This window comes from Streptomyces sp. JLYT201, assembly GCF_059448825.1.
Genome location: NZ_CM182551.1, coordinates 5,904,468 through 5,926,203, shown reverse-complemented (window position 1 = coordinate 5,926,203; position 21,736 = coordinate 5,904,468). Strand labels below are relative to the sequence as shown.

Annotated in this window: 15 protein-coding genes; 11 read left to right on the top strand and 4 right to left on the bottom strand. The window is 76.8% G+C overall.

The features are described from left to right. Nucleotides 1–7 precede the first annotated feature (7 nt). From AC5WAM_RS24795 to AC5WAM_RS24775, 5 genes are read left to right on the top strand one after another with little or no spacing between them, the layout of a single operon-like run. The gene (locus AC5WAM_RS24795) at nt 8–526 is read left to right on the top strand and encodes a hypothetical protein (RefSeq protein WP_366795434.1); all 519 of its coding nucleotides are present in this window, start codon (nt 8–10) and stop codon (nt 524–526) included. Then, a complete protein-coding gene (locus AC5WAM_RS24790; RefSeq protein ID WP_495518842.1) occupies nt 523–2,211 on the top strand; it encodes a hypothetical protein in 1,689 nt (562 codons plus the stop codon). Before AC5WAM_RS24795 ends, AC5WAM_RS24790 begins: the two co-directional genes overlap by 4 nt. Beyond that, nucleotides 2,208–2,819, top strand: a complete 612-nt coding sequence (locus AC5WAM_RS24785) for an ATP-binding cassette domain-containing protein (protein WP_366795436.1) — start codon at nt 2,208–2,210, stop codon at nt 2,817–2,819. The genes AC5WAM_RS24790 and AC5WAM_RS24785 overlap by 4 nt, the downstream gene beginning before the upstream one ends. Continuing rightward, nucleotides 2,816–3,790: an ATP-binding cassette domain-containing protein gene (locus AC5WAM_RS24780; protein ID WP_495518841.1), complete on the top strand. Its 975-nt coding sequence runs from the start codon at nt 2,816–2,818 to the stop codon at nt 3,788–3,790. The genes AC5WAM_RS24785 and AC5WAM_RS24780 overlap by 4 nt, the downstream gene beginning before the upstream one ends. After that, entirely contained in the window at nt 3,783–4,532 is a 750-nt protein-coding gene (locus tag AC5WAM_RS24775) for an ABC transporter permease (protein ID WP_495518840.1), read from the top strand. Before AC5WAM_RS24780 ends, AC5WAM_RS24775 begins: the two co-directional genes overlap by 8 nt. A gap of 59 nt (nt 4,533–4,591) precedes the next feature. Here AC5WAM_RS24775 and AC5WAM_RS24770 read toward each other — a convergent pair whose 3' ends face one another. Further along, entirely contained in the window at nt 4,592–6,691 is a 2,100-nt protein-coding gene (locus AC5WAM_RS24770) for a bifunctional glycosyltransferase/CDP-glycerol:glycerophosphate glycerophosphotransferase (RefSeq protein WP_495518839.1), read from the bottom strand. A 154-nt stretch (nt 6,692–6,845) separates the two neighbouring features. Between AC5WAM_RS24770 and AC5WAM_RS24765 the strand changes: the two genes are divergently transcribed. Continuing rightward, nucleotides 6,846–10,310, top strand: coding sequence for a bifunctional glycosyltransferase/CDP-glycerol:glycerophosphate glycerophosphotransferase (locus AC5WAM_RS24765; protein ID WP_495518838.1), 3,465 nt, complete (start codon nt 6,846–6,848; stop codon nt 10,308–10,310). Further along, nucleotides 10,307–11,830: a hypothetical protein gene (locus tag AC5WAM_RS24760; RefSeq protein WP_495518837.1), complete on the top strand. Its 1,524-nt coding sequence runs from the start codon at nt 10,307–10,309 to the stop codon at nt 11,828–11,830. The genes AC5WAM_RS24765 and AC5WAM_RS24760 overlap by 4 nt, the downstream gene beginning before the upstream one ends. On the opposite strand, the gene AC5WAM_RS24755 is transcribed toward AC5WAM_RS24760, so the two are convergent. Then, entirely contained in the window at nt 11,815–13,260 is a 1,446-nt protein-coding gene (locus tag AC5WAM_RS24755; RefSeq protein ID WP_495518836.1) for a glycosyltransferase family 39 protein, read from the bottom strand. The genes AC5WAM_RS24760 and AC5WAM_RS24755 overlap by 16 nt on opposite strands. A gap of 215 nt (nt 13,261–13,475) precedes the next feature. Between AC5WAM_RS24755 and AC5WAM_RS24750 the strand changes: the two genes are divergently transcribed. The 4 genes from AC5WAM_RS24750 to AC5WAM_RS24735 all read left to right on the top strand — a co-directional run bounded on the left by AC5WAM_RS24750 (nt 13,476) and on the right by AC5WAM_RS24735 (nt 19,742). Next, nucleotides 13,476–15,119 (top strand): glycosyltransferase family 2 protein, encoded by a 1,644-nt coding sequence (locus tag AC5WAM_RS24750; RefSeq protein ID WP_495518835.1) that lies wholly within the window; start codon nt 13,476–13,478, stop codon nt 15,117–15,119. 80 nt (nt 15,120–15,199) lie between these two features. After that, the gene (gene galE / locus AC5WAM_RS24745; protein ID WP_366795444.1) at nt 15,200–16,189 is read left to right on the top strand and encodes a UDP-glucose 4-epimerase GalE; all 990 of its coding nucleotides are present in this window, start codon (nt 15,200–15,202) and stop codon (nt 16,187–16,189) included. Between the two features lie 212 nt (nt 16,190–16,401). Further along, on the top strand, nt 16,402–17,187 hold the full coding sequence (locus tag AC5WAM_RS24740) for an ABC transporter ATP-binding protein (protein ID WP_495518834.1): 786 nt from the start codon (nt 16,402–16,404) through the stop codon (nt 17,185–17,187). Then, nucleotides 17,184–19,742 (top strand): FtsX-like permease family protein, encoded by a 2,559-nt coding sequence (locus tag AC5WAM_RS24735; RefSeq protein WP_495518833.1) that lies wholly within the window; start codon nt 17,184–17,186, stop codon nt 19,740–19,742. The genes AC5WAM_RS24740 and AC5WAM_RS24735 overlap by 4 nt, the downstream gene beginning before the upstream one ends. 184 nt (nt 19,743–19,926) lie before the next feature. On the opposite strand, the gene AC5WAM_RS24730 is transcribed toward AC5WAM_RS24735, so the two are convergent. Next, a complete protein-coding gene (locus AC5WAM_RS24730) occupies nt 19,927–20,571 on the bottom strand; it encodes a response regulator transcription factor (protein WP_366795448.1) in 645 nt (214 codons plus the stop codon). Continuing rightward, the gene (locus AC5WAM_RS24725) at nt 20,559–21,728 is read right to left on the bottom strand and encodes a sensor histidine kinase (protein WP_366795449.1); all 1,170 of its coding nucleotides are present in this window, start codon (nt 21,726–21,728) and stop codon (nt 20,559–20,561) included. Before AC5WAM_RS24725 ends, AC5WAM_RS24730 begins: the two co-directional genes overlap by 13 nt. Nucleotides 21,729–21,736 lie beyond the last annotated feature (8 nt).

Here is a 21,736-nt window from a genome sequence, read left to right as displayed (position 1 = left end):
GAGAACCATGCTGCACCGCCTCTTCCACGCCACCCTGGGAAACCCCCGCCTCCTGCGGTTCGCGCTGCGCTGCTGGACCGTGGTCATGGACGGCATCGCCCGGCCCGGGGTGCGGATCGCGGGCGGGGTGCTCGCGGCGGCCGCCGGGGTGTGCGCGGTGGCGTACTTCGCCGCGTTCCGGGCCACGTCCGACGCGACGCGGCGGGCCGTCGAGAGCTCGGCCGATCTGAGCGGCGACCCGGACGACGTCGTCGACGTCCTCCAGCTGCTCAGCGTCGTCTGGCTGCTCAGCGGCGTCGTGCTGATCGCCGTCGGCCTGCTCGTCGCCGTGGCGCGCTGGGGCAGCGTCCTGATGATCGTCGGCGGGGTGCTGTGGTGGGCCCCGCTCGGCATCCTCGGTCTGTATCTGCCGTCCGCTACGGCGCCCAAGCTGCTCGCCGCGGTCTTCGTGGCGCTGATCGTGCCCGCCACCGTGCTCTGCCCCGCCGAGCGGTTCGGCGGGGCCCGCGCCGGTGAGGCGGCATGACGGCCCGCCCCGGCGCCTGGCCGCGCACCGTGTGCGCCCTGTGGCTCGCCGACACCCGGCGGCGGCTCAACCTCCTCGCCGGTACGGGCCCTTCGGCGCGGCGCCGCCGGGCGGCGGCGCGCGTCGTCGTCTGCGCGGGCGCGGCCGCGCTGCTCGGCACCCTGGTCGTGCTCGGCCGCACCCTCGGCGTCCTGGCGCCGCCGGGACCGGACCTGCGGACGGACCTGGCCACGTGGACCTGGACACCCGTGGCCCTGTGGTTCCTCTTCCAGCTCTTCAGCGCGGAACCGGCGAAGGCCCGCGCCCTGGTCAGCCCGCCCGACGCGAGCGTGCTGGACCCGCTGCCGGTGTCCCGCGCCCAGGTGGTGACCGCCCGGCTCGTCGTGCCCGCGGCCGGTATCGCGGCGGGGCTGCTCGTCGCCGCGGCCGCGATCGCCGTGCCGTGGCTCGCGGCCGGGGCCGCGGGGCGCGCCGCCCTGCCGGTCCTCGCGGTGCACGCGGTGGGCGCCGCGGTCAGTGGCGTCGCGCTGCGCGTGGCCCTGGTGACGGCGCTCATGGTGCGCGTGGTGCGCGTGCCGCAGCTGCCGCGCCTGGCCGTCGCCCTGGTGGGCGGCGGCCTGGCCGGCGCCGTGGCGGCGCCGTTCGTCCGCGCGGTCGGCGGCGGCTCCGGGCCCTCCGAACAGGACGTGGCCCGGCTGCTCGGGGACGCCGTGACGGCCTCGCGTCCCCAGCTGTGGACGGACCTGCACGAGCCGGACGCCCTCGGCGCCGCCGTCGCCGGGTACGCCGTGCTCACGCTGCTCCTGGCCGCCTTCGCCGTGCTGCGGGTGCGGGCCACCGTCCGCCGCGACGCGGCCGCGGGCCCGGCCGCCCGCGCGGCCACCGGCTCCACGGGGGCCTGGCCCGCGTCCCCGTACCGCGCGGTGTGGCGCGTGACCCGGCTGCGGCTCCTTCGCGGGCACCCGGAGACCGTCGGCGGTCTGCTGCGGCTCCAGCGGTTCGGCGTGTTCGCCGGCGCGGCCTGCGCGGCCGTCGTGGTGACGAACGGTCAGCCGGTGTGGCAGCTGCCCCCCGCGGCCGTCGGCGCCCTGTTCGTGGCGGCCGCGCTGCTCACGACGAGCGAGGTCGTGCAGGTCTGCGGCATCGAGGCGGACCGGGAGAGCTGGGACGCGCTGCGCCAGTCGCCGCGCCCCACGGGCGTCTGGGTGGCGGCGAAGGCGTGGGCGGCGACCGCGGCGGTCGGCGCGGCGATCGGCCCGTTCGCCCTGGGCGCGGCCGCGCTGTGCGGGGTGCGCGGCGCGGCCGCCTGGGCCCAGACCCTGCTGGCGCTCGCCGCCGTGGCCTGCGGCGCGGGCTGCGCCACGGTCCTCACCTACTTCTGCGTGCCGCGCGCGGAGACCTTCGCCGACGGCCGGGTGACGCGGGCACCGGCGGCGGACGTCACCGAGGGCGTGTTCGTGGCCCTGCTGACCGTGCCGGTCACGGCGGGCGCGGGCCTCTGCCGGGCCCTCGCCGACGGCACCGCGGCCCGCCTCGCGCACGGCGCGCTGCTCGCGCTCTCGCTCGCGGGCGCCTGGGCCGCGCTGCGCGCCGTCGCGGCCCGCGACCTGCCCGACCCCAAGGCGGCGCCCGCCGCGGCCGCCGCACCGCCCGCCCGTCAGCAGAAAGCCGGAGCGCTCCAGTGATAGTCATCGACGACCTCGTCGTCCGCCGGGGCCCGGCGGACGTCCTCAGCGGCCTGAGCGCCCGCGTCGCCCCGGGCGAGTCCGTCCGCGTCGCCGGGCCGAACGGCAGCGGCAAGAGCACGCTCCTGCGGGTCATCGCCGGGCTCACCGCACCCGACGCGGGCCGCGTCGCCGTCGACGGCCGGGCGCCCGGCGACCCGGCGGTGCGGGCCCTGCGCGGCCATGTGCAGGAGCCGCCGCCGCTGTACGAACACCTCACCGCGGCCGAGCAGCTGGGGTTCACGGCGGGGGTGTGGGGCGTACCCGCGGGCGGGTTGCGCGAGCGCGCTGCGGCCCTCGGCCTCGGCGAGCGGTTCGACGTGCTCGTCGGCGAACTCTCCCTGGGCCAGCGCAAGAAGCTCGGCTACGTCTGCGCGACCGCGCACGCGCCCCGGCTCCTGCTGCTCGACGAGCCGTTCAACGGCCTGGACACGGCCGCCGTGTCCGCCGTGCGCGACGACCTCGCCCGGTGGCGGTCCGAGGGCCGCACGCTGGTCGTGGTCTCGCACTCCGACACCTCGGTCGCGGGCCTGGTGGACCGCACCCTGACCCTGGAGGCCGCCGCGTGATCGAGGTCCGCGACCTGGTCAAGTCCTACGGCGGCCGCCGCGTCCTGGACGGCCTGTCGTTCACGGCCGCGCCCGGGAGCGTCACCGCGTTCCTCGGGCCCAACGGCGCGGGCAAGAGCACCACGCTGCGGATGGTCCTCGGCCTCGGCACCCCCGACGCGGGCAGCGCCCTGGTGCGCGGCGTGCCCTACGCGCGGCTGCGCGACCCGCTGCACACGGTGGGCGCGCTGCTCGACGCGTCGGCCTGCCACCCGGCGCGCAGCCCCCGCGCGCACCTCGCCTGGCTGGCGCGCACGCACCGCATCCCGCTGGCGCGGGTGGACGAGGTCCTCGGTCTGGTGGGCCTCGCGACGGCCGCGCGCAGGCCCGTGCGCGGCTTCTCGCTGGGCATGCGGCAGCGGCTCGGCATCGCGGTGGCGCTGCTCGGCGACCCCGAGGTGCTGCTGCTCGACGAGCCCATGAACGGCCTGGACCCCGAGGGCATCCAGTGGCTGCGCAAGCTGCTGCGCGCCCTCGCCGACGAGGGCCGCACGGTCCTGGTCTCCAGCCACCTCATGCACGAGATGGCGGTCACCGCCGACCACGTCCTGGTGATCGGCCGGGGCCGGGTCCTCGCCGACGGGGACATGGCCTCGCTCCTGACGGCGGGCCCGGCCGCCGTCCGCCTCGTGTCGCCGCGGCTCGACGCGCTCGCGCCCGCCCTGCGCTCCGAGGGCGCGCAGGTGGCCTACGACGACGCGCCGGACACCGCGACCGTGACCGGCCTGACCGGTGCCCGCATCGGGGACGTCGCCGCCGCGCACGGCTTGAGCGTGCACGAACTCACGCCCGTGCGGCCGTCGTTGGAGGAGGCGTATCTGCGCCTGACCGAACGTGCCGCCGAGTACCGCGCGACCGCCCCGGCGGCCGCCGCCACGGGCGTGACCAGCAAGTCCGACGACTCCCGGAAGGAGGCGGCGCTGCATGCGTGACCTGCTCGCCGCCGAGTGGATCAAGCTCCGCTCCGTGCGCTCCACCTGGACCCTGCTCGCGCTCGGCAGCGCCCTGACCGTCGCCGTGGGCCTGCTGTTCTGCGCCCTGATCGGCCCCGAGTACCGGGCCGCGGACGCCGGGCGGCAGCGCGAACTCGACCCGGTCGGGCTGCCGTTCACCGGCTTGCAGTTCGGCCAGGTGCCGCTGGTGATCCTCGCGGTGCTCGCCGTCGGCAACGAGTACGGCACCGGGATGATCCGCACCACCCTCGCGGCGGTGCCCCGCCGGGGGCTGCTGCTCGCCGCGAAGCTCGCCGTGCTCGGCCTCACGGGCCTCGCCTGGGGGCTCGCCACCGGGGCGCTCGCGCTGGGCTCGGGGAGCGCGGCGCTCGGCGCGGGGCTGCCCTTGAGCGGGGAGGGCTTGCGCGCCGCGGCCGGCGCGGGGGCCTACGCCGGGCTGCTCGCCGTCCTCGCCGGTGCCCTCACGTTCATGGTGCGGCGCTCCATGACCGCGCTGGGGATCCTCCTTCCGCTGCTGTTCGTCGTCTCCGGGGTCATGGCCACGGCTCCGCGGCTGCGGCCGCTCGCTCGGCTGCTGCCGGATCGGGCCGGGCTTCGGCTGATGCAGACCCATCAGGACGCGGGCGACCTGACACCCCTGGCCGGGGGTGGGGTGCTGCTTGTGTGGGTTGTGCTGGTTGTTGTGGCTGCGCGGTTGGTGCTGCGGCGTCAGGAGTGTTGAGCGGGTGCCGGTTCGTCTGGGTTGCTCGCGCAGTTCCCCGCGCCCCTAAAAGCGGGCGCCTACGCCTCGCCCAAGAAGAGATGCCTCACCACCCGCTCCGCCGCTCCCCCGTCGTCGTACGGGCAGAAGCGGGCCCGGAAGGCGGACCGCAGGCGGGTGGTGTCGGGGGTGTCCCAGGCGTTGTCGCGGAACAGGGCGATGAGGTCGTCCTCCGTGGTGGCCACCGCGCCCGGGGTCTCGCCCTCCTGGCCCGACAGGAGGTCGAAGTACGTGCCGCGGGCGAGCCGGTAGGCCTGCCAGTCCGGGGCGTAGGTGACGATCGGGCGGTCCAGGCAGGCGTAGTCGAACATCAGCGAGGAGTAGTCCGTCACCAGGGCGTCGGCGGCCAGGCAGAGGTCCTCCACGCGCGGGTGGCCGGTCACGTCGATCAGGCCGGGGTGCGCGGCCAGGCCCGCGTCGGCGCCGTAGAAGTAGTGGGCGCGCACCAGGACCACGTACGCGGGGCCGAGCGCGGCGGCGAGGCGCTCCAGGTCGAGGCGGGGCAGGAAGCCCTTCTGGTAGTCGCGGTGCGTGGGCGCGTACAGGAGGACCGTGCGGCCGTCGTCGACGCCGAGTTCCTTGCGGACGCGGCGCACGTCGTCGTCCGTCGCCGTGAAGTACACGTCGTTGCGCGGGTAGCCGAGCTCCAGGGCGCGGTAGGACGCGGACGGGTAGACGCGCTCCCAGGTCTCGGTGGAGTGCGGGTTGGCGGAGAGGCTGTAGTCCCACTGGTCGACGTGGTCCATGAGGCGCTGGAAGCTGAGGTTGTGCGTGCTCGCGGGGTAGCGCCGCTGGTCCATGCCCATCTTCTTCAGGGGCGTGCCGTGGTGGGTCTGGAGGTAGACCTGGCCCGGACGCTTGGTGAAGCCGCCGGGGAAGCTGGAGTTGTTGATCAGGTACGTGGCGCGGGCCATGGCCCGCCAGTAGCCGAGCGAGCCCGCGAACACGTGGTCGACGCCGGGCGGCACCCGGTGCCGGTGGTGGTACGAGACGACGAAGACGCCCCTGACGTGCGGGGCGAGTTCGCGGGCCTTGGCGTGAATGGCGGCCGGGTTGCAGGCGACGCCGCGGTTCCAGTACGCCCCGTAGACGGCGAGTTCCGGGTCGAGGCGGGCGGTGCGGAGTTCGGCGCGGTAGGCGGTGCGCTTGACGCGGGCGGCGAGCTGCTTCTTGCGCCGGGCGAGCTGGGCGCGCAGGGCGGCGCCCCGGCTCGCGGTCCGCTCCAGGCGTTCGTAGGCGCGGTGCGAGCCGTCGGCCAGGGCGCGCTCCTCGGCCGACGCGGGTTCGTGGCCCGGCGGGCGGTGCGCGCCGAGCAGCGGGGCCGCGCGGCGGAAGAACTCCGGCCGGTCGCGCGGGGCGACGCGCCCGGGGTCGCCGAGGACGGCGAGCAGATGGCGTACGGCGTGCGGGTAGAGCCGGGCGACGGCGTCCGGGGCGTCGTAGGTGCCGGTGAACAGCTCCTCGTAGCGCTCGATCACGGTGAGGTGCCGCTCGCCCGGGGCGTTGGCGAAGCCGCCGACGCGCCGCTCCCGCCAGCGCACGCACACCCGGTCGAGCGCGGCGACGCGGTCCCCGGCCTGGAGGGTCGCCCGGTGCGCGGGCACCACGTCCTCGTAGGGGCCCGCGGAGAACGCCAGGCGCTGCCCGGTCCGGAACTCCCGCCGTACGACGCGGTTCCAGGCGGCCGGTGTCACGGCGAGCGGGTCGCCGGTCAGGTCGTCGCGTCCGGCGCGCACGTCGCCCCACCAGTTGATCCTGTCGTGTCCGAACAGCAGGACGTCCGGGTCGCCCGCCCCGGAGAGCGCGGCGTCGACGGCGCCGAGCGCGCCGGGCAGGAGCAGGTCGTCGCCGTCGAGGAAGAGGAGGTAGGCGCCGGTGGCGCGGGCGGCCCCGGCGTCGCGGGCGGGGCCCGGGCCCCGGCTCTCGGGCAGCCGGACGAGGTGCGCGCGCGGGTCGCGGCGCGCGTAGGCGGCGGCGATGTCCGCGCAGCCGTCGGGGGAGGCGTCGTCGACGACGATCAGTTCGAGGTCGCCGAAGGACTGGTCGAGCACCGAGTCAAGGCACTCCCTGAGATAGCCCTGGACGCGATGGACGGGCACGACTACGGAGAAGCGCGACATGCGCACCGACGGTAGCCAATGCGTACGGACCGCCGAAGAACCCTCACTCGTAGGGGTGATCGGCGTCGGCAAGGGCGACGCGACCGGGAAAACGGGAGGGATACGCCCGTAATGGACGTATTGCCCCCGTACGCCCAGGAAAGGCCGGTCGCCCGTGCAGCCCCGACTCAGCGTCGTCGTACCCATCTACAACGTCGAGGAGTTCCTTGAGGAGTGCCTGGAGTCGATCGCCCGGCAGACACCGGGCCCCGAGGACGGCCCCGGCCCCCGCGGCGGCCTGGAGGTCATCCTCGTCGACGACGGCTCCACCGACGCGAGCCCGGACATCGCGCGTGCCTTCGCCGCCCGCGACCCCCGGTTCGTCTACGTGCGCCAGCCCAACGCGGGGCTGAGCGCCGCCCGCAACACCGGCGTGCGGCACGCGAGTCCGGGAGCCGCGTATCTGACGTTCGTGGACAGCGACGACGTCGTGCCGGACGGCGCGTACGCCCGGATGATCGAGAGCCTGGACATCAGCGGCTCCGACTTCGCCACCGGCAACGTGTGGCGGCTCACCGAGCGCGGCCGCTCGCAGGCCTGGCAGTACCAGTGGCTCACCGAGCCGCGCACCCGCACGCACATCCGCCGCGACCTCGCGCTCCTGTCCGACCGCGTCGCCTGGAACAAGATGTTCCGCAGGGCGTTCTGGGACCGGCACGGCTTCGTCTTCCCCGAGGGCAGACTGTACGAGGACACGCCGGTGATGATCCCCGCGCACTTCCTCGCCGAGGCCGTGGACGTGCTGAGCGACCACGTCTACTACTGGCGGGTGCGCGAGGGCTCCATCACGCGGCGGCGCACCGACGTCAAGGGCGTGCGCGACCGGATCGCCGCCTGCGCCCACGTCAGCGCCTTCCTCGGCGAGCACGCGCCCGGCCTCAAGGCGACGTACGACGCGTCCTGTCTGCGCGACGACTTCGTGTACTTCCTGGAGGGGCTTCCGATGGGCGGGCCCGAGTACCGGGCCGCGTTCCTCGACGGCACCGCGGAGTTCCTGGGCGCGGCGGACCCGGAACTCGTCCGGCGGCTCCCCGTGGACCTGCGGGTGAAGTGGCAGCTGGTGCGCGAGCGGCGCACCGACGAGCTGATCGCGCTGCTCGCCCGCGAACGCCAGGGCGGCAAGGGCGTGTTCGCGGTGCGCGGCGCCCGCCGCCGGCACGCCGCGTTCCCCGGCGTCGGCGCGCTGCCGCGCGAGCTGACCCGGCTCGGCCGCGGCGAACTGCCCGTCGTGGCCCGGCTGCGCGAGGCCTCCTGGGACGCCGAGGGGCGGCTGCGCCTCAGCGGCTACGCGTACGTGCGCAACCTCCCGGCCGACCGCCCCGCCAGGAGCGTGAAGACCGGGCTCCTCAAGTCCGCCCACAGCAAGGGCAGGTTCCGCCGCGTGCCCACCCGCACCGTCTCCCTGCCCGAGGCCACCGAGGCCTCCCGCCAGCAGCTGCACAGCTACGACCTGTCCGGCTTCGAGATGACCGTCGACCCCGAGCGCCTGAAGACCGGCGGCCGCTGGCAGCCCGGGAACTGGCTGCTCGGCGTCGTCGTCGCGGGCCACGGCACGGTGCGGCGCGCCGCCGTGCGCGCCCAGGACGGCGCGGGCACCCAGTCCCTGGTCCGCGACCTCGACGACGGGCTGCGCCTGACGGCGGGCTTCAGCAAGGGGCGGCTCGTCCTGCGGATCCAGGAGTACGCGGCGCGCGTGGACGCCCACCGCCTCGACGGCGGCCACGCCGTGCTCACCGGCACGCTCACCGGCGGCGCCCGCCCGCGGACGCTGCGGCTGAGCGACGGCCGCGCCGAGTTCCACTACCCGGTCACGGTCGACGGCGACCGCTTCGACACCCGCATCCGCCTCGCCGACCTGGAGGACGTGCCGCCCGCCCCGCAGCACGCGCCCGCCCAGGTCGAGCCCCCGCACGGCGACCGCTGGCAGGCCCGCCTGGTGCTGCCCGACGGCAAGCGGGTGCCGCTCGCCGCCGCCCTCGGCCTGCCGCCGGGCCGGTACGCGTCCCGGCCCGGCCGCGAGCTGTGCGCCACCGCCGACGACCAGGGCCGCCTCGTCGTCGAACTCACCCGGCAGCCCGTCGCCGACCGCCTGGCCTGGACCGACGACGGCGGCCTCACCGTGGAGGGCACGGCCACGCCCGCGAGCTGGCCCACCGCCGAACTCGTGCTGCGCCACAGCGGCCGCGACGACGAGGTGACCGTGCCGGTGGAGCGCGTCGGCGGCCGCTTCCGCGCGACCCTCGCCCCCGGCGGCGGCGTGCTGCGGCAGGGCCGCTGGTACGCCTTCCTGCGGGAGGCCGGGCACGGCGGGCCGGGCGTGCCCGTGCGGGTCCTCGCCTCCCTCGGCGCGGCCCTGCCGGACCGCCGCACCGTCGCGGGGCGGGAGTTCACCGTCGACCGGCGCTTCGGCGACCGGCTCCTGATCGAGGCCGGGTCCGTGCTCGCGCGCACCGAGCGCGGCGCGTACCGGCATCACCGGCTGCGCACCGAGCACTACCCGAGGGAGCGCGCCAAGTCCCTGCGCGACGCGGTCCTGTACCTCGACGGCGACTCGCCGCGCGCCGTCCACGACGAACTCGTGCGGCGCGGCGCCGACGTCGAGCACCTGTGGGTCACGCACGACCAGCAGACGCCGGTGCCGCCCGGCGCGCGCGGCGTGGAGGAGCACAGCGCCGCCTGGTACGAGGCCCTGGCCCGCTGCCGCCGCGTCGTCACCGCGGGCCACCTGCCGGACTTCTTCGAGCGGCGCCCCGGCCAGACGGTCGTGCAGACCTGGCACGGCGCCCCGCTCAAGCGCCTCGGCACCGATCTGACCGACACCCTGTACGCCGACCACGGCCACCTCGACGCGCTGCCGCGCCTGGCCCGGCAGTGGAACGTCCTGGTCTCCCCCAACCGCTTCGCCACCGGGCACCTGGGCCGCGCCCTCGCCTTTGACGGGGAGGTCCTGGAGGCCGGGTCGCCGCGCAACGACGTGCTGTTCGCCGCCGACCGCGCCAAGGTCGCCGAGCGCGTGCGGCGCGACCTCGGCCTGCCCCCCGGCAAGCGGGTCGTCCTGTACGCGCCGACGTACCGCGATCACCTCGCCGCCGCGCCCGGCCGCTTCCGCTACGAGGCCGCCCTCGACTTCCGCGCCGCCGAGCACGCCCTCGGCGACGACCACGTCCTGCTCGTCCGCAAGCACCCGCTCACCTCGGGCCGCCTGCCCGGGGCCCGCGCGCCCTTCGTGCGCGACGTCAGCTCCCACCCCCGCGCCACCGAACTCCTGCTCGTCGCCGACGTCCTGGTCACCGACTACTCGTCCCTGATGTTCGACTTCGCGCACACCGGCAGGCCGATGCTGTTCCACGCCTACGACCTGGAGCACTACCGCGACACCGTGCGCGGCTTCTACCTCGACTTCGAGACCCGCGCGCCCGGACCGCTGCTGGCCTCCACCGCCGACGTCGTGGCCGCCCTGCGCGACCTCGACGCGGTCACCGCCCGGCACGCCCCCGCCTACGCGTCCTTCCGCGCGGAGTACTGCGACCTCGACGACGGCCGGGCGGCGGCCCGCGTCGCGGAGAGGCTCATGCGGTGACCGCGCTCCTGACCGGGCGCGCCCCGGCGGGTGCCACGGCCTCGGGCCCCGGACGGCTGTGGCGGCCGACGCCGTTCCTGGTCTTCGGCGGCCTGTTCTGGCTCGGCATGACGCTCGCGTACTGGCGGGTCCCGATGTGCTGCGACTTCGGCCAGCACGCGGCGGTCGTCGAACGCCTCAAGGCCGACCTGCTCCACCCCGCCCACCCGATGGCGGCCCTGCCGGGCGACGGCAGCGCGTACTACTCCCCCTACGCCGTCGCCCAGGCCCTGTTCGCCAAGGCCACCGGCCTGACCGGCTGGGAGACGGTCAAGCTCGCCGGGCCGGTCAACCTGCTCGTCCTGCTCACCGGCCTGAACCGCTTCGTCCGCGCCCTCACGCCCCGGCCCTGGGCCCCGGTCCTGGCCCTCGCCGCGATGGTCCTCCTGTGGGGCACCCGCACCGCCTGGTGGAGCGGCTACCTGGGCCTGATGTCGATGACGGGCAACCTCGGCTACCCGTCGACCTTCGCCATCGGCCTGACCTTCTGGGCCTGGGCCTGGACGGCCGCGGGCCCGAAGTCGCCGTGGGCGTACGGGGGTCTGGGCGCGCTGTGCGGCCTGATCCTGCTCATCCACCCGATCTCATCGGTGGCGGCGGTGATCGGGGTGACGGCCTTCGCGGTCGCCCGCCGCGAGCGGCCCCGTGCCGCGGCCTGCTGGACCCTGGCCGCCACGGCCGCCGTGGCAGTAGCGACGACCTGGCCCTACTTCAACCCCCTCACCCTCGTAGGCGACTCCTCAGTCGACGGCATCCACCGACAGCTCTACACAGAGATGCCCGCGCGCTTCTGGCTGGCCGCCCTGGGCCTCCCCGCCCTGGCGGTCCGCTGGCGCCGCGACCGCAGGGACCCCCTGGTCCTGATGTTCGCCCTCGACTGCGCGGTCGTCGCCTACGGCTGGCTCAGCGGCCACTACACGTACGGCCGCATCCTCGGCCTCACCCTGGTCCCCCTCCAGTTCGCCCTGGCGATCGAGCTGGCGGCGCCCCGCCCGTGGGGGACGCGCCGCGCCGCGCTCGCGGGGGCGGCCGCGCTCGGGGCGGCCGTCGGGTTCTGCCAGGTCCAGGCGGGGGCGGTGGTGCCCCGCGCCCTCGACCCGGTGGGCTTCGACCAGCCGCCGCGCTGGCCCGGCTACGCCTGGGCGGCCGCCCGGATGCGCCCCGGCGACGTGGTGCTCACCGACGGCTACCGGCCCACGCGCTCGCTCCCCGCCTTCGGCGCCAACCTGGTCGCGCCCGCCTGGCCGGACACCTCGCTCGCCGAGGAGGAGCGCGGGCGGCGCCTGCGCGCGGTGCGGGCGTACCTCGCGCCGGAGTCGACCCGGGCCGAGCGCGCCGCCGTCGTGCGCCGCTACGCCGTGCGCTGGCTGCTCCTCGACCCGGCGCAGCGGGTGCCGCCGGAGGCGGTGGTGGTGGCGTGGGGGCCGCGCACCGGCGAGGTCCTGGCCCGGGTCGGCGGAGCCGGTCAGCGGCGTACGTAGAGCCGCAGCGCCCCGCCGACCGTGACGTGCTCGGCGCGCCGCGCGAACTCCTCGCGCAGCACGGCGAGCTTGACGCCCTCCGTGCCGCTGGTGTCACCGGCCGCGCCCCGCAGCGGGCCCGTCTCGGAGAGCACCCAGAGGCGGTCCACACCCGCGAGCCTGCGGCGCAGTTCGGCGGGGTCCGCCTCGCGGCCATAGAGGGTTCCGGACGCGGCGCCCGACGCCCGCAGGGCCACGTCCCGCACGCCGTGGAAGGCGTCGGGGTAGGTGAGCGGGACGCGGCGGGCGATGAGCGGCAGATACAGGACCGGGTCGCCGGGCCGCAGTTCACGGGCGGCGAAGGCGGCGAGCGCCGCGTGGTCCTCGCCGCGCCCGGCGGCCCGGTCGCTCCGGTGCAGGGGGAACTGCCACCAGAAGACGCAGCCGACGGCGAGCGCGCCGGCGGCGGCCACTGCGCCGCGGCCGCGCCCGCCGGAGAGCGCCCGCGCCGCCCGATCGGCACCCGCCGCCACCAGCAACGGCCCGCCCGCGAGCGCGAACAGCACGTACCGCGCGTGGTACAGCGGCCACTGCTGCGACACCGCGAGCAGCGCGGCGGGCGGCACGACGAGCAGCGGCAGGGCCACCGCCTGGAGGGGGAGCCCGGCGCGGCGGCGGGTCCAGGGGCCGCACAGGGCGAGCGCGGCGAGGGCCAGTTCGGCGGCGAGGACGGCGAGCGTCGGCCCGGTGAACTCCCGCAGGAGCCGCACCGCGGCCGTGCCGTCGGGCGGCCGCAGCCAGCCGATCTGCGCCGCCTGCCGGTGCGAGACGAGGGCGAGCGGCACCAGGGCCAGCGCGGCGGGGGCCGCCGCGCCCGCCCAGGCCCGCCGCACGCGGGGCGCGGCGCGGCCGAGCAGCAGGGCCACGGCGTGCGCGGCGAGCAGCAGCCCGGCGAGTTCGTGCAGGAGCGCGGTGGCGGTGCTCACGGCGGCGTACGCGCACCACGGCCAGGGCCGCTCCGGGCGTTCGGCGGCCCGGACGAGCAGCAGCGTGGCGAGGGCCGCCCCGGCGGCGACGAGCGCGTAGGAGCGGCCCTGTTGCGCGTACTGCCCGGCGAGCGGTGTCACCGCGTACAGGAGGCCCGCCCACAGGCCGACGCGCGGGCGGGCGAGGCGGGCCCCGACGGCGGCGACGAGCCCGGCGGTGGCGGCCGCCGCGAGCACGGACGGAAGGCGCAGCGCGAGCTCGCCCGCGTCGGCCGGGAGCACGGTGTGCATGAGCAGGTAGTAGAGGCCGTGCACGGCGTCCACGGTGCGGAGGAGGCGCCAGATCTCGGGCAGCGAGCGGCTCGCCACCTGGAGCGTGACGCCTTCGTCGCGCCAGACGTTGCCGCGTACGACGCCCCACAGGCCGAGGGCGAGCATGACGAGGGCGGGCACGAGGACGACCACCGCTCCCCGGAGCCGCCCCGCCCGCCCCGCCCGCCTCGCCCGCTCTGCCTGCTCTGCCTGCCCTGCCTGCTGGAATCGCCTGTACCGCTTGCCCCGCGTGACCCGCACGAAGAAGAGCTTTGCTCCGATATAACCTGGATTAACCAGACATGCGACAGACGACCCAGCACGGGCCCTTAATCGGATAATTCCTGGCAAGCTCTAACATTTCCCTTGTGGAACCGAATTCGCCTCAGGCGCAGCCGTCGTCCCCGTGCGTCACCGTCGTCGTGATCGGCTACAACGACGCCCCGCACGTCGCGGACGCGGTGCGCTCCGCGCTCGCCCAGGGCCCCGTGGTCCGGGAGGTCATCGCCGTCGACGACTGCTCGACCGACGACAGCCTCGCGGTCCTGCACGACCTGGCCGGGGCCGAGCCGCGCCTGGAGGTCCTGCGCCGCGCGGCCAACAGCGGCGGCTGCGGCGCCCCGCGCAACGCCGGGATCGACGCCGCGACCGGCGAGTACGTGATGTTCCTCGACAGCGACGACGTGCTGCCGCCGGGCGCGGCCGAGACCCTGCTCGCCGCCGCCGTGCGCCACGGCGCCGAGGTCGCCTCCGGGCTGTGCGTGCGCCGCGAGCTGCCGTCCGGGCGCGAGGTGCCCTGGCAGCCCGAGCTGTACCGCAAGCCCGCGCTCGTCGCCCGCCCCGAGCTGCGCCCGCGCCTGGTCCACGACACCCTCTGCGTCAACAAGCTCTACCGCACGGACTTCCTGCGCGCGCACGGCGCCCGCTTCCCCGAAGGCCGCTTCCTCTACGAGGACTTCGTCTTCGGCGCCCGCGTGCTCGCCGCCGCGCCGCGCGTCGCGCTCGTCCCCGACCCCGTCTACGTGTGGCACGTGCGGCGCGCCGCCGCCAAGCTGTCGATCTCCCTCGACCGCTCCGGCATCGCCAACTGGAAGGCCCGCGTCGACGCCCACCGCCAGGCCGTGGACATCCTGCGCGCCACCGGGGACAGCGGCGGCAAGGCGCTCGCGCGGGCCGCCCGCGCCAAGTTCCTCGACCACTCCCTGCGCATATACGCACGCGAGCTGCCCGCGCGCGGCACGGCGTACCAGCGCGAGTGGTGGGCGCTCACGCGCGCGTACCTGACGGAGTTCGACACCGCCGACCTGGAGGCCGCGCCCGCGCCCGGACGCGTCATCGCCCGGGTCCTGCTCGCCTCGCCGCACCCCCGCGACCTGGCCAGGATCCAGCAGGTGGCGGCCCGCCCGGCCCGGCTCGCCCCGCCGTACGCGCGCGCGTCCGACGCCACGCCCGTGTGGTCCGCCGACCTGCCCCAGGTCACCCTCGACCACCTCCTGCACCGGCCGCTGCGGCTGCTCCCGCTCACCGTCGACGCCGAGCTGCGCCCGCGCGCGGGCACGCTGCGGCTGCGCCTGCACGAGCTGTACGGGCGGGTGGCCGAGGCCGGTCCCGCCGTGGTCGACGTGGAGCTCGTGCCCCGGGACGGCGGCCGCCCGGGCCTGCGCCGCACGGCCGCGTTCGGCGCCGGGTCGCCGGACGGGACCTGGGAGGCGGAGGTGCGGCTCGACCTCGGCGCGCTCGACGGCGACGTCTTCGACCTGCGGGTGCGCCTGCTCTTCGACGACGGCACGACCCGCGAGACCACGGCCCGCGCGGTGCCGGGCCCCGGCCTGCTGCGCCGCGCGGTGGTGCCGGACGGGCGGCGCGGCGTGCTGCTCGTCCAGCCCTACGCCACCCGGGCCGGAAACCTGGCGGTGCGGCTCGCGCCGGGCGCGCTCGGCGTCGCCGGGGTCGCGCGGCGGCGGTTCGGGCGCCTGTTGCGCGCCCTGCGACCGGGAGGAAACGCCCACTGACACACCCCTCACCCCGCCTCTGCGAGACTGCACCGTCCGGGACGAGCACGACAGACGACACACGACGGGACGAGCTGACCATGACCTGGCTGATCACCGGCGGCGCCGGCTACATCGGCGCGCACGTCGTACGCGCCATGACCGAGGCGGGCGAGCGGACAGTGGTCTACGACGACCTGTCCACCGGCATCGCCGCGCGCGTGCCCGCCGAGGTGCCGCTCGTCACCGGCTCGACCCTGGACGCCGGGCCGCTCGCCCGCGCCCTGGCGGAGCACGAGGTCACGGGCGTCATCCACCTCGCGGCCAAGAAGCAGGTCGGCGAGTCCGTGGAGCAGCCCCTGCGCTACTACCGGGAGAACGTGGAAGGACTGCGCGTCCTCCTGGAGACCATGACGGACGCGGGCGTCCCGGCCTTCGTCCTGTCCTCCTCCGCCGCGGTGTACGGCATGCCGGACGTCGATCTCGTCACCGAGGACACGCCCTGCCTGCCGATGAGCCCGTACGGCGAGACGAAGCTCGCGGGCGAGTGGCTGGCCCGCGCGACGGGCCGGGCCACGGGCCTGCGCACGGCCTGCCTGCGGTACTTCAACGTGGCGGGCGCGGCGAGCCCCGACCTCGCCGACACCGGCGTCTTCAACATCGTCCCGATGGTCTTCGAGAAGCTCACCCAGGGCGAGGCCCCGCGCGTCTTCGGCGCCGACTACCCCACGCCCGACGGCACCTGCGTGCGCGACTACATCCACATCAGCGACGTCGCCGAGGCCCATGTGGCCGCCGCCCGGCGCCTCGCCGAAGTGCCCGAGGGCACCGATCTGACGCTCAACATCGGCCGGGGCGAGGGCGTCTCGGTCCGCGAGATGGTCGACCTCATCGCCGACGTCACCGGGTACGCCGTCCCCGCCGAGGTCACCGAGCGCCGCGCGGGCGACCCGGCGCGCGTCGTGGCCGCCGCCGACCGCATCGCGGCCGAGCTGGGCTGGTCGGCCAAGCGGGACGTGCGCGAGATGGTCGAGTCGGCGTGGGCGGGCTGGGTCCGGCTGCACCCCGAGGCGGAGCGCGCGGCGCCCTGACCCGCCCGCGCCCACACCCTGCTGCCCGCCCTGCCCGGCAGCGTCTCGGCCCTGGTGGAGCTGTTACGGCACCCGGCCGGGCGCCCGGGGGTGTAGCAGGCTCCACCCCCGCTCCGGTACCGCGCTCCCTCGCGGCGCACAGGCCCTGATTCCTAGCGTTTCCTCCGACGGGCGGCGCGATCGCCGCGACGGCCACGGAGAGGACGTACGGCATGTTCAGGCGGCGCGGACCCGCGCGGGAGACGGTCGGGGAGCGGCGCCCCGAGAGCCACGCGCTGACGCTCGACGGCGTCGGGCGCACCTACCGGCGCGGCGCCCTCGTGGCCCTGCACCCCGTGGACCTGGTCGTGCCGCGCGGCCGCTTCCTCGCGGTCATGGGGCCCTCGGGGTCGGGCAAGTCGACGCTCCTGCAATGCGCGGCGGGCCTCGACCGCCCGACCTCCGGCACCGTGCGGGTCGAAGGCGTCGCGCTCGACGGCCTCAAGGAGGCCCGGCTGACCGACCTGCGCCGGGAGCGCGTCGGCTTCGTCTTCCAGACCCACAACCTCGTCCCCTCGCTGAGCGTCGCCGAGAACGTCGCCCTGCCGCTGCTCCTCGGCGCCGCCGCCGACCCGCACGGCCCCGCGACCCGGGCGCTCGCCGCCGTCGGGCTCGCCGACCGCGGCGACGACCGCCCGGCCGAGCTGTCCGGCGGCCAGCAGCAGCGCGTCGCGATCGCCCGCGCCCTGGTCACCGACCCGGCCGTCGTCTTCGCCGACGAGCCCACCGGAGCCCTCGACCCCGAGACGGCCCACGACGTCCTCTCGCTCCTGCGCCAGGCCGTGGACCACGACGGCCACACCGTCGTGATGGTCACGCACGACCCGGCCGCCGCGGCCTGGTGCGACGAGGCGGTGTTCCTGGCGCAGGGGCGGCTCGTGGCGGCGCTGCACCGCCCGGACGCGCCGCGCGTGCGGGACGTGCTGCGCCGCATCGGCCGGTCGGCGGTGGCGGCGTGAGGGCCGCGTCGCTGCTCGCGGCCCGCGCGGCGCGCACCCACCGCAAGGCCTGGGCGGCCGTCTTCACGGCCCTCGTGCTCACCTCGGCCCTGCTCGGCACCTTCGCGCTCGCCGTGGCCTCCGCGGGCCTCGGCCACGCGCGCGTGGAGCGCTACGCCGCCGCCGACCTCGTGGTCGCCGGGGACCAGCACACCCGCTACACGACCAAGCCGTGGGGCTCGAAGCCCGAGACGGCCACGACCGGGCTCACCGAGCGCGTCCGGGTGCCGGAACGCGCCCTGGACGTGGTGCGCGCGGTCCCCGGGGTGCGGCGCGCGGTGGCGGACCGGGTGTTCCCCGTCGGCGCCGGGGGCCGCGCGGCGACCGGCCGCCCCTGGGAGGCGGCCCGCCTCGCGCCGTACGCGCTGCGCGCCGGACACCCGCCCCGGCACGACCGCGAGGTCGTCGTGGGCGGCGGCCACGCCCCCGGGTCCCGCGTGCTGCTGCGGGTCGGCGACGCCGAGGCGGCGTACCGGGTCGTCGGGACCGCGCGCGGCCCCCGGTCGGCCGTCTACTTCACCGCGGCCGAGGCCCGCCGCCTGGCACCGGGAGCGGGCACCGTGGACGCCGTGGGCGTCGTGACGCGGCCCGGTGTCCGCACCGCCGACGTCTACGACCGGGTGCGCGCGGCCCTGGACCGGGCGGGCCCGCGCGGCGCGGACCGCAGGGCCGAGGGCGACGCGGCCCGGCTGCGCGTCCTCACCGGGAACGGCCGGGGCGCGGCGGAGCACCTGGCCGCCGCGCCCGCCCGCGCGGGCCTCCTGGAGTTCCTCGGCGCGGTGGCGGGCTCCGTGGTCCTCGTCGCGCTCCTCGTCGTCTCCTCGACGGTGGCGCAGGCCCTGCGGCAACGGGCCCACGAGCTGGGCCTGTTGCGGGCCGTGGGCGCGACACCGCGGCAGCTGCGCGGCGCGGTGGGCCGCGAGGTGGGCCGCGTCGCCGTGGCCGCGGGGCTGCTCGGCGCGGCGCTCGCCGTCCCTGCGTACGCGGGTCTGCGCGCCCTGCTGGACGCCCGCGAGGCGCTGCCGCCCGGCCTGGAACTGCCCACGCCCGCCTGGCTGTTGGCGGCGCCCCTCGCCGCCGCGGGCGTGACGCTCCTCATCGCCCGCCTCGCGGCCCTGTTCGCGTGCGCGCGCACGGCGAAGGCCCGCCCCGCCGAGGCCCTGCGCGAGCCGGAGCCGGGGACCGCCCGCCGCGTCACCGGGCTCGTCCTGCTCGGCGTCGGCGTCACCTCGGCGGGAACGGCCGCGCTGCAGCACGGCCAGGCGGCCGCCGCCGCGGCGAGCACCGCTGCCCTCGCCCTGGTCATCGGGTGCGCGGTGCTCGGGCCGTGGATCGCGCGCGGCGCGCTGCGCGTGCTCGGCGGGCCGCTGCGGCGCGCCGGGGGCCCGGGCGGGCAGCTCGCGGCCGCCCACTGCGCGGCGACGGCGGGCCGTCTGGGTGCGGCGATCACGCCCGTCGTCCTCGTCACGGCCTTCATGGGCGTCCAGCTGTCGGCGGGCGCCACGATGACGCACCAGGCGGGCGCCCAGCTGCGCGACGCCGTCCGCGCCGACCTCGTCGTCCGGGCCGACGGCGGGCTGCCCGCCGGGGCCCTTGAGCGGCTGCGCGCGGCGCCCGGGGTGCGGGCGGCCACCGAGGTCGTCCACAGCACGGTGGTCGTGGCCCGCCGCGAGGCGGGCTCCCCGCGCCTGGACCGCCTCCCCGTCCTGGGCGTGACGGCCCCCGGTCTGCGCCGGACCCTGGATCCCGCCGTCACCGAGGGCAGCCTGGCCCGGCTGCGCCCGGGGACGGTCGCGATCAGCCGGGAGCGCGCCCGTGACCTGGACGCGGGCGTCGGCTCCCCGGTGTCCCTGCGCCTCGGCGACGGCACCGCGGTCCGCCCGCGCGTCATCGCGGTCTACGAACGCGGCCTGGGCCTCGGGGACTTCCTGCTCTCCCGCGACGAACTGGTCCGCCACATGTCCGGGGGCGGGCCCGGGGAGCGGCGCGTCCTGGTGACCACGGAGCGTCCCGGCGTACCGGCCGCGGAACGTCCCGGTATCACGGCCGCGCTACGGTCCTTCGTGCCCGGGGCGCGCCTTGCCCAGGGAGCCGGTGCCGTACGGGACGCGGTGCGGGTCGCGCCCGCGGACCAGGCACTGGCCGACGTGGTCACCGGGGCCGTCGTCGCCGCGATCGGCGGCTTCACCGCCGTCTCCGTGCTGTCCACCCTCGCCCTCATCGGGGTGGGGCGGCGGCCCGAGCTCGCGCTGCTGCGGCGGGTGGGGGCGGGGCGGGCCCAGCTCCGGCGCATGCTGCGCCTGGAGGCCGGGGCCGTCGCGCTCACGGGCCTCGCCGTCGGCACGGCCGTGGCCCTGGTCCCCCTCACCGCCTTCACGCTCACCTCGGCCGGGACCCTCCCGCGCCTGCCGCTCTCCCAGGCCGCGCTCATCGTCGGCCTGACCTGCGCCACGGTCTGCGCGGGCACGCTCCTCCCTGCGCGGGCAGCGCTGCGGGGCCGCTACCCGACGCGCTGAGGCCCCCTCGCGGCCAGCGCCCCCTGGGGGCTCCGCCCCCAGACCCCCGCTCCGCAAACGCCGGAGGGGCTCTTCATAGCCCGTCCGGCGTTTGAGGACGAGGCGCGAAGCGCCGATGAGGGGGTCCAAGGGGGCGAAGCCCCCTTGTTCAGGAAGGGGCGGGTCTGGGGCGCACCGCGAGGGATCAGCCCCGGTTCAAGTAAGCCAGCACAGCGAGCACCCGCCGATGCCCCGAGTCCGTCGGGGGCAGGCCGAGCTTCAGGAAGACGTTGCCGATGTGCTTGCTGACGGCCCGGTCGGAGACCACGAGCGCGGCGGCGATGGACGCGTTGTCCCGCCCCTCGGCCATGAGCTGGAGGACCTCCCGCTCCCGGGGCGTGAGCGAGTCGAGGGGGTCGGACCGCCGCCGGGTCAGGAGCTCCGTGACGACCTCGGGGTCGAGCGCGGTGCCGCCCCCGGCCACCCGCTCCAGCGCGTCGAGGAACTCGTCGACCCGCCCGACCCGGTCCTTGAGGAGGTAGCCGACACCGCCCGCGCCCCCGCCGAGCAGCTCCGCCGCGTACGTCTCCTCGACGTACTGGGAGAGGACGAGCACGGGAAGGCCCGGCAGCTCGCGGCGCGCGGCGAGGGCCGCCCGCAGCCCCTCGTCGCGGAAGCCGGGCGGCATGCGGACGTCCAGGACCGCGACGTCGGGCCGGTGTGCGAGGAGCGCGGGCAGGATCTCGGGCCCGGTGGCCGCGACGGCGGCGACCTCGTGCCCGGAGGTCGTGAGCAGCAGCACGAGGCCTTCCCGCAGCAGGGCGTTGTCCTCGGCGATCACCACACGCACGGCAGCTCCACTTCGATCACGGTCGGCCCCCCGGCGGGGCTGTTCACCTCCATGATCCCGTCGAGCGCGGCGACCCGGCGCCGCATGCCGAGCAGCCCGCTGCCGCCACCGGTTCCTCCGGCGCCCCCGCGGCCCTCGTCGCGCACGGCGATCCGCAGGCCCGTGCGCTCCCGGGCCAGGTCCACCGAGGCGTGCGCGGCCCCGCTGTGCTTGGCGGCGTTGGTGAGGGCCTCGGCGACCACGAAGTACGCGGCGGCCTCGACGGCGGCCGGGGCCCGGGGGCCGTCCTCGACGCCGTCGTCACGCACCGCCACGGCGAGCCCGCTGCCCGCGGCGAGCGCGCGCACGGCGCCGACCAGGCCCCGGTCGGTGAGGATCGGCGGGTGGATGCCGCGGACCACGTGCCGCAGTTCGGTGAGGGCCTCCTCGGCCTGGAGCTGCGCGTCGTCGAGGAGCTTGCGGGCGGCCTCGGGGTCCTTGTCGTAGGCGCGCTTGGCGAGGCCGACGCGCATCGACAGGGCGACCAGGCGGGCCTGCGCGCCGTCGTGCAGGTCCCGTTCGATGCGCCGCAGTTCGGCGCCGTGCGCGGCGACGGCGTCCGCGCGCGTGGCGGTGAGCTCCTCGACGCGCTCGGCGAGTTCGGCGGCGCGCAGGGCCTGCGGCGAGGGCCTGAGCAGCGCCCGCGACCAGGCCGCGTCGAGCGCGGCGAGCCGTCCGATCAGCGGCAGGACGACGGCCCTGCGGCGCAGCAGCCCGCACCACACGCCGTCGGCGAAGGCCCCGAAGACCCACAGCACGAGCATGGCGTAGAGGAGCACGAGCCCGTACGCGAAGTGCACGACGAGCCAGCGCAGATCGCGCCAGGTGCCGGGGTCCCGCAGCGCCGTGCGGACGCGCGCGGTGAGCGGACCCTCCAGCGGCGCGTACGCCTCGGGGATCTCGACCCCGGACCCGCGCGCGACCTGCCGCCGCTTGAACCGGGCGAGGCGCCGCAGCAGCAGCACCGTCTCCGGCAGGACGCCCAGGCCGACGACGATGAGGGACGCGACGGCCGTGAAGAGCAGCACGCCGACGAACACGTACGAGACGAGCGCGAGGCCCGCGCCCGCCAGCAGCTGCATGGACGCGCGGTCGGCGCGCTCCAGCGTCTCTCGCATGGGCAACA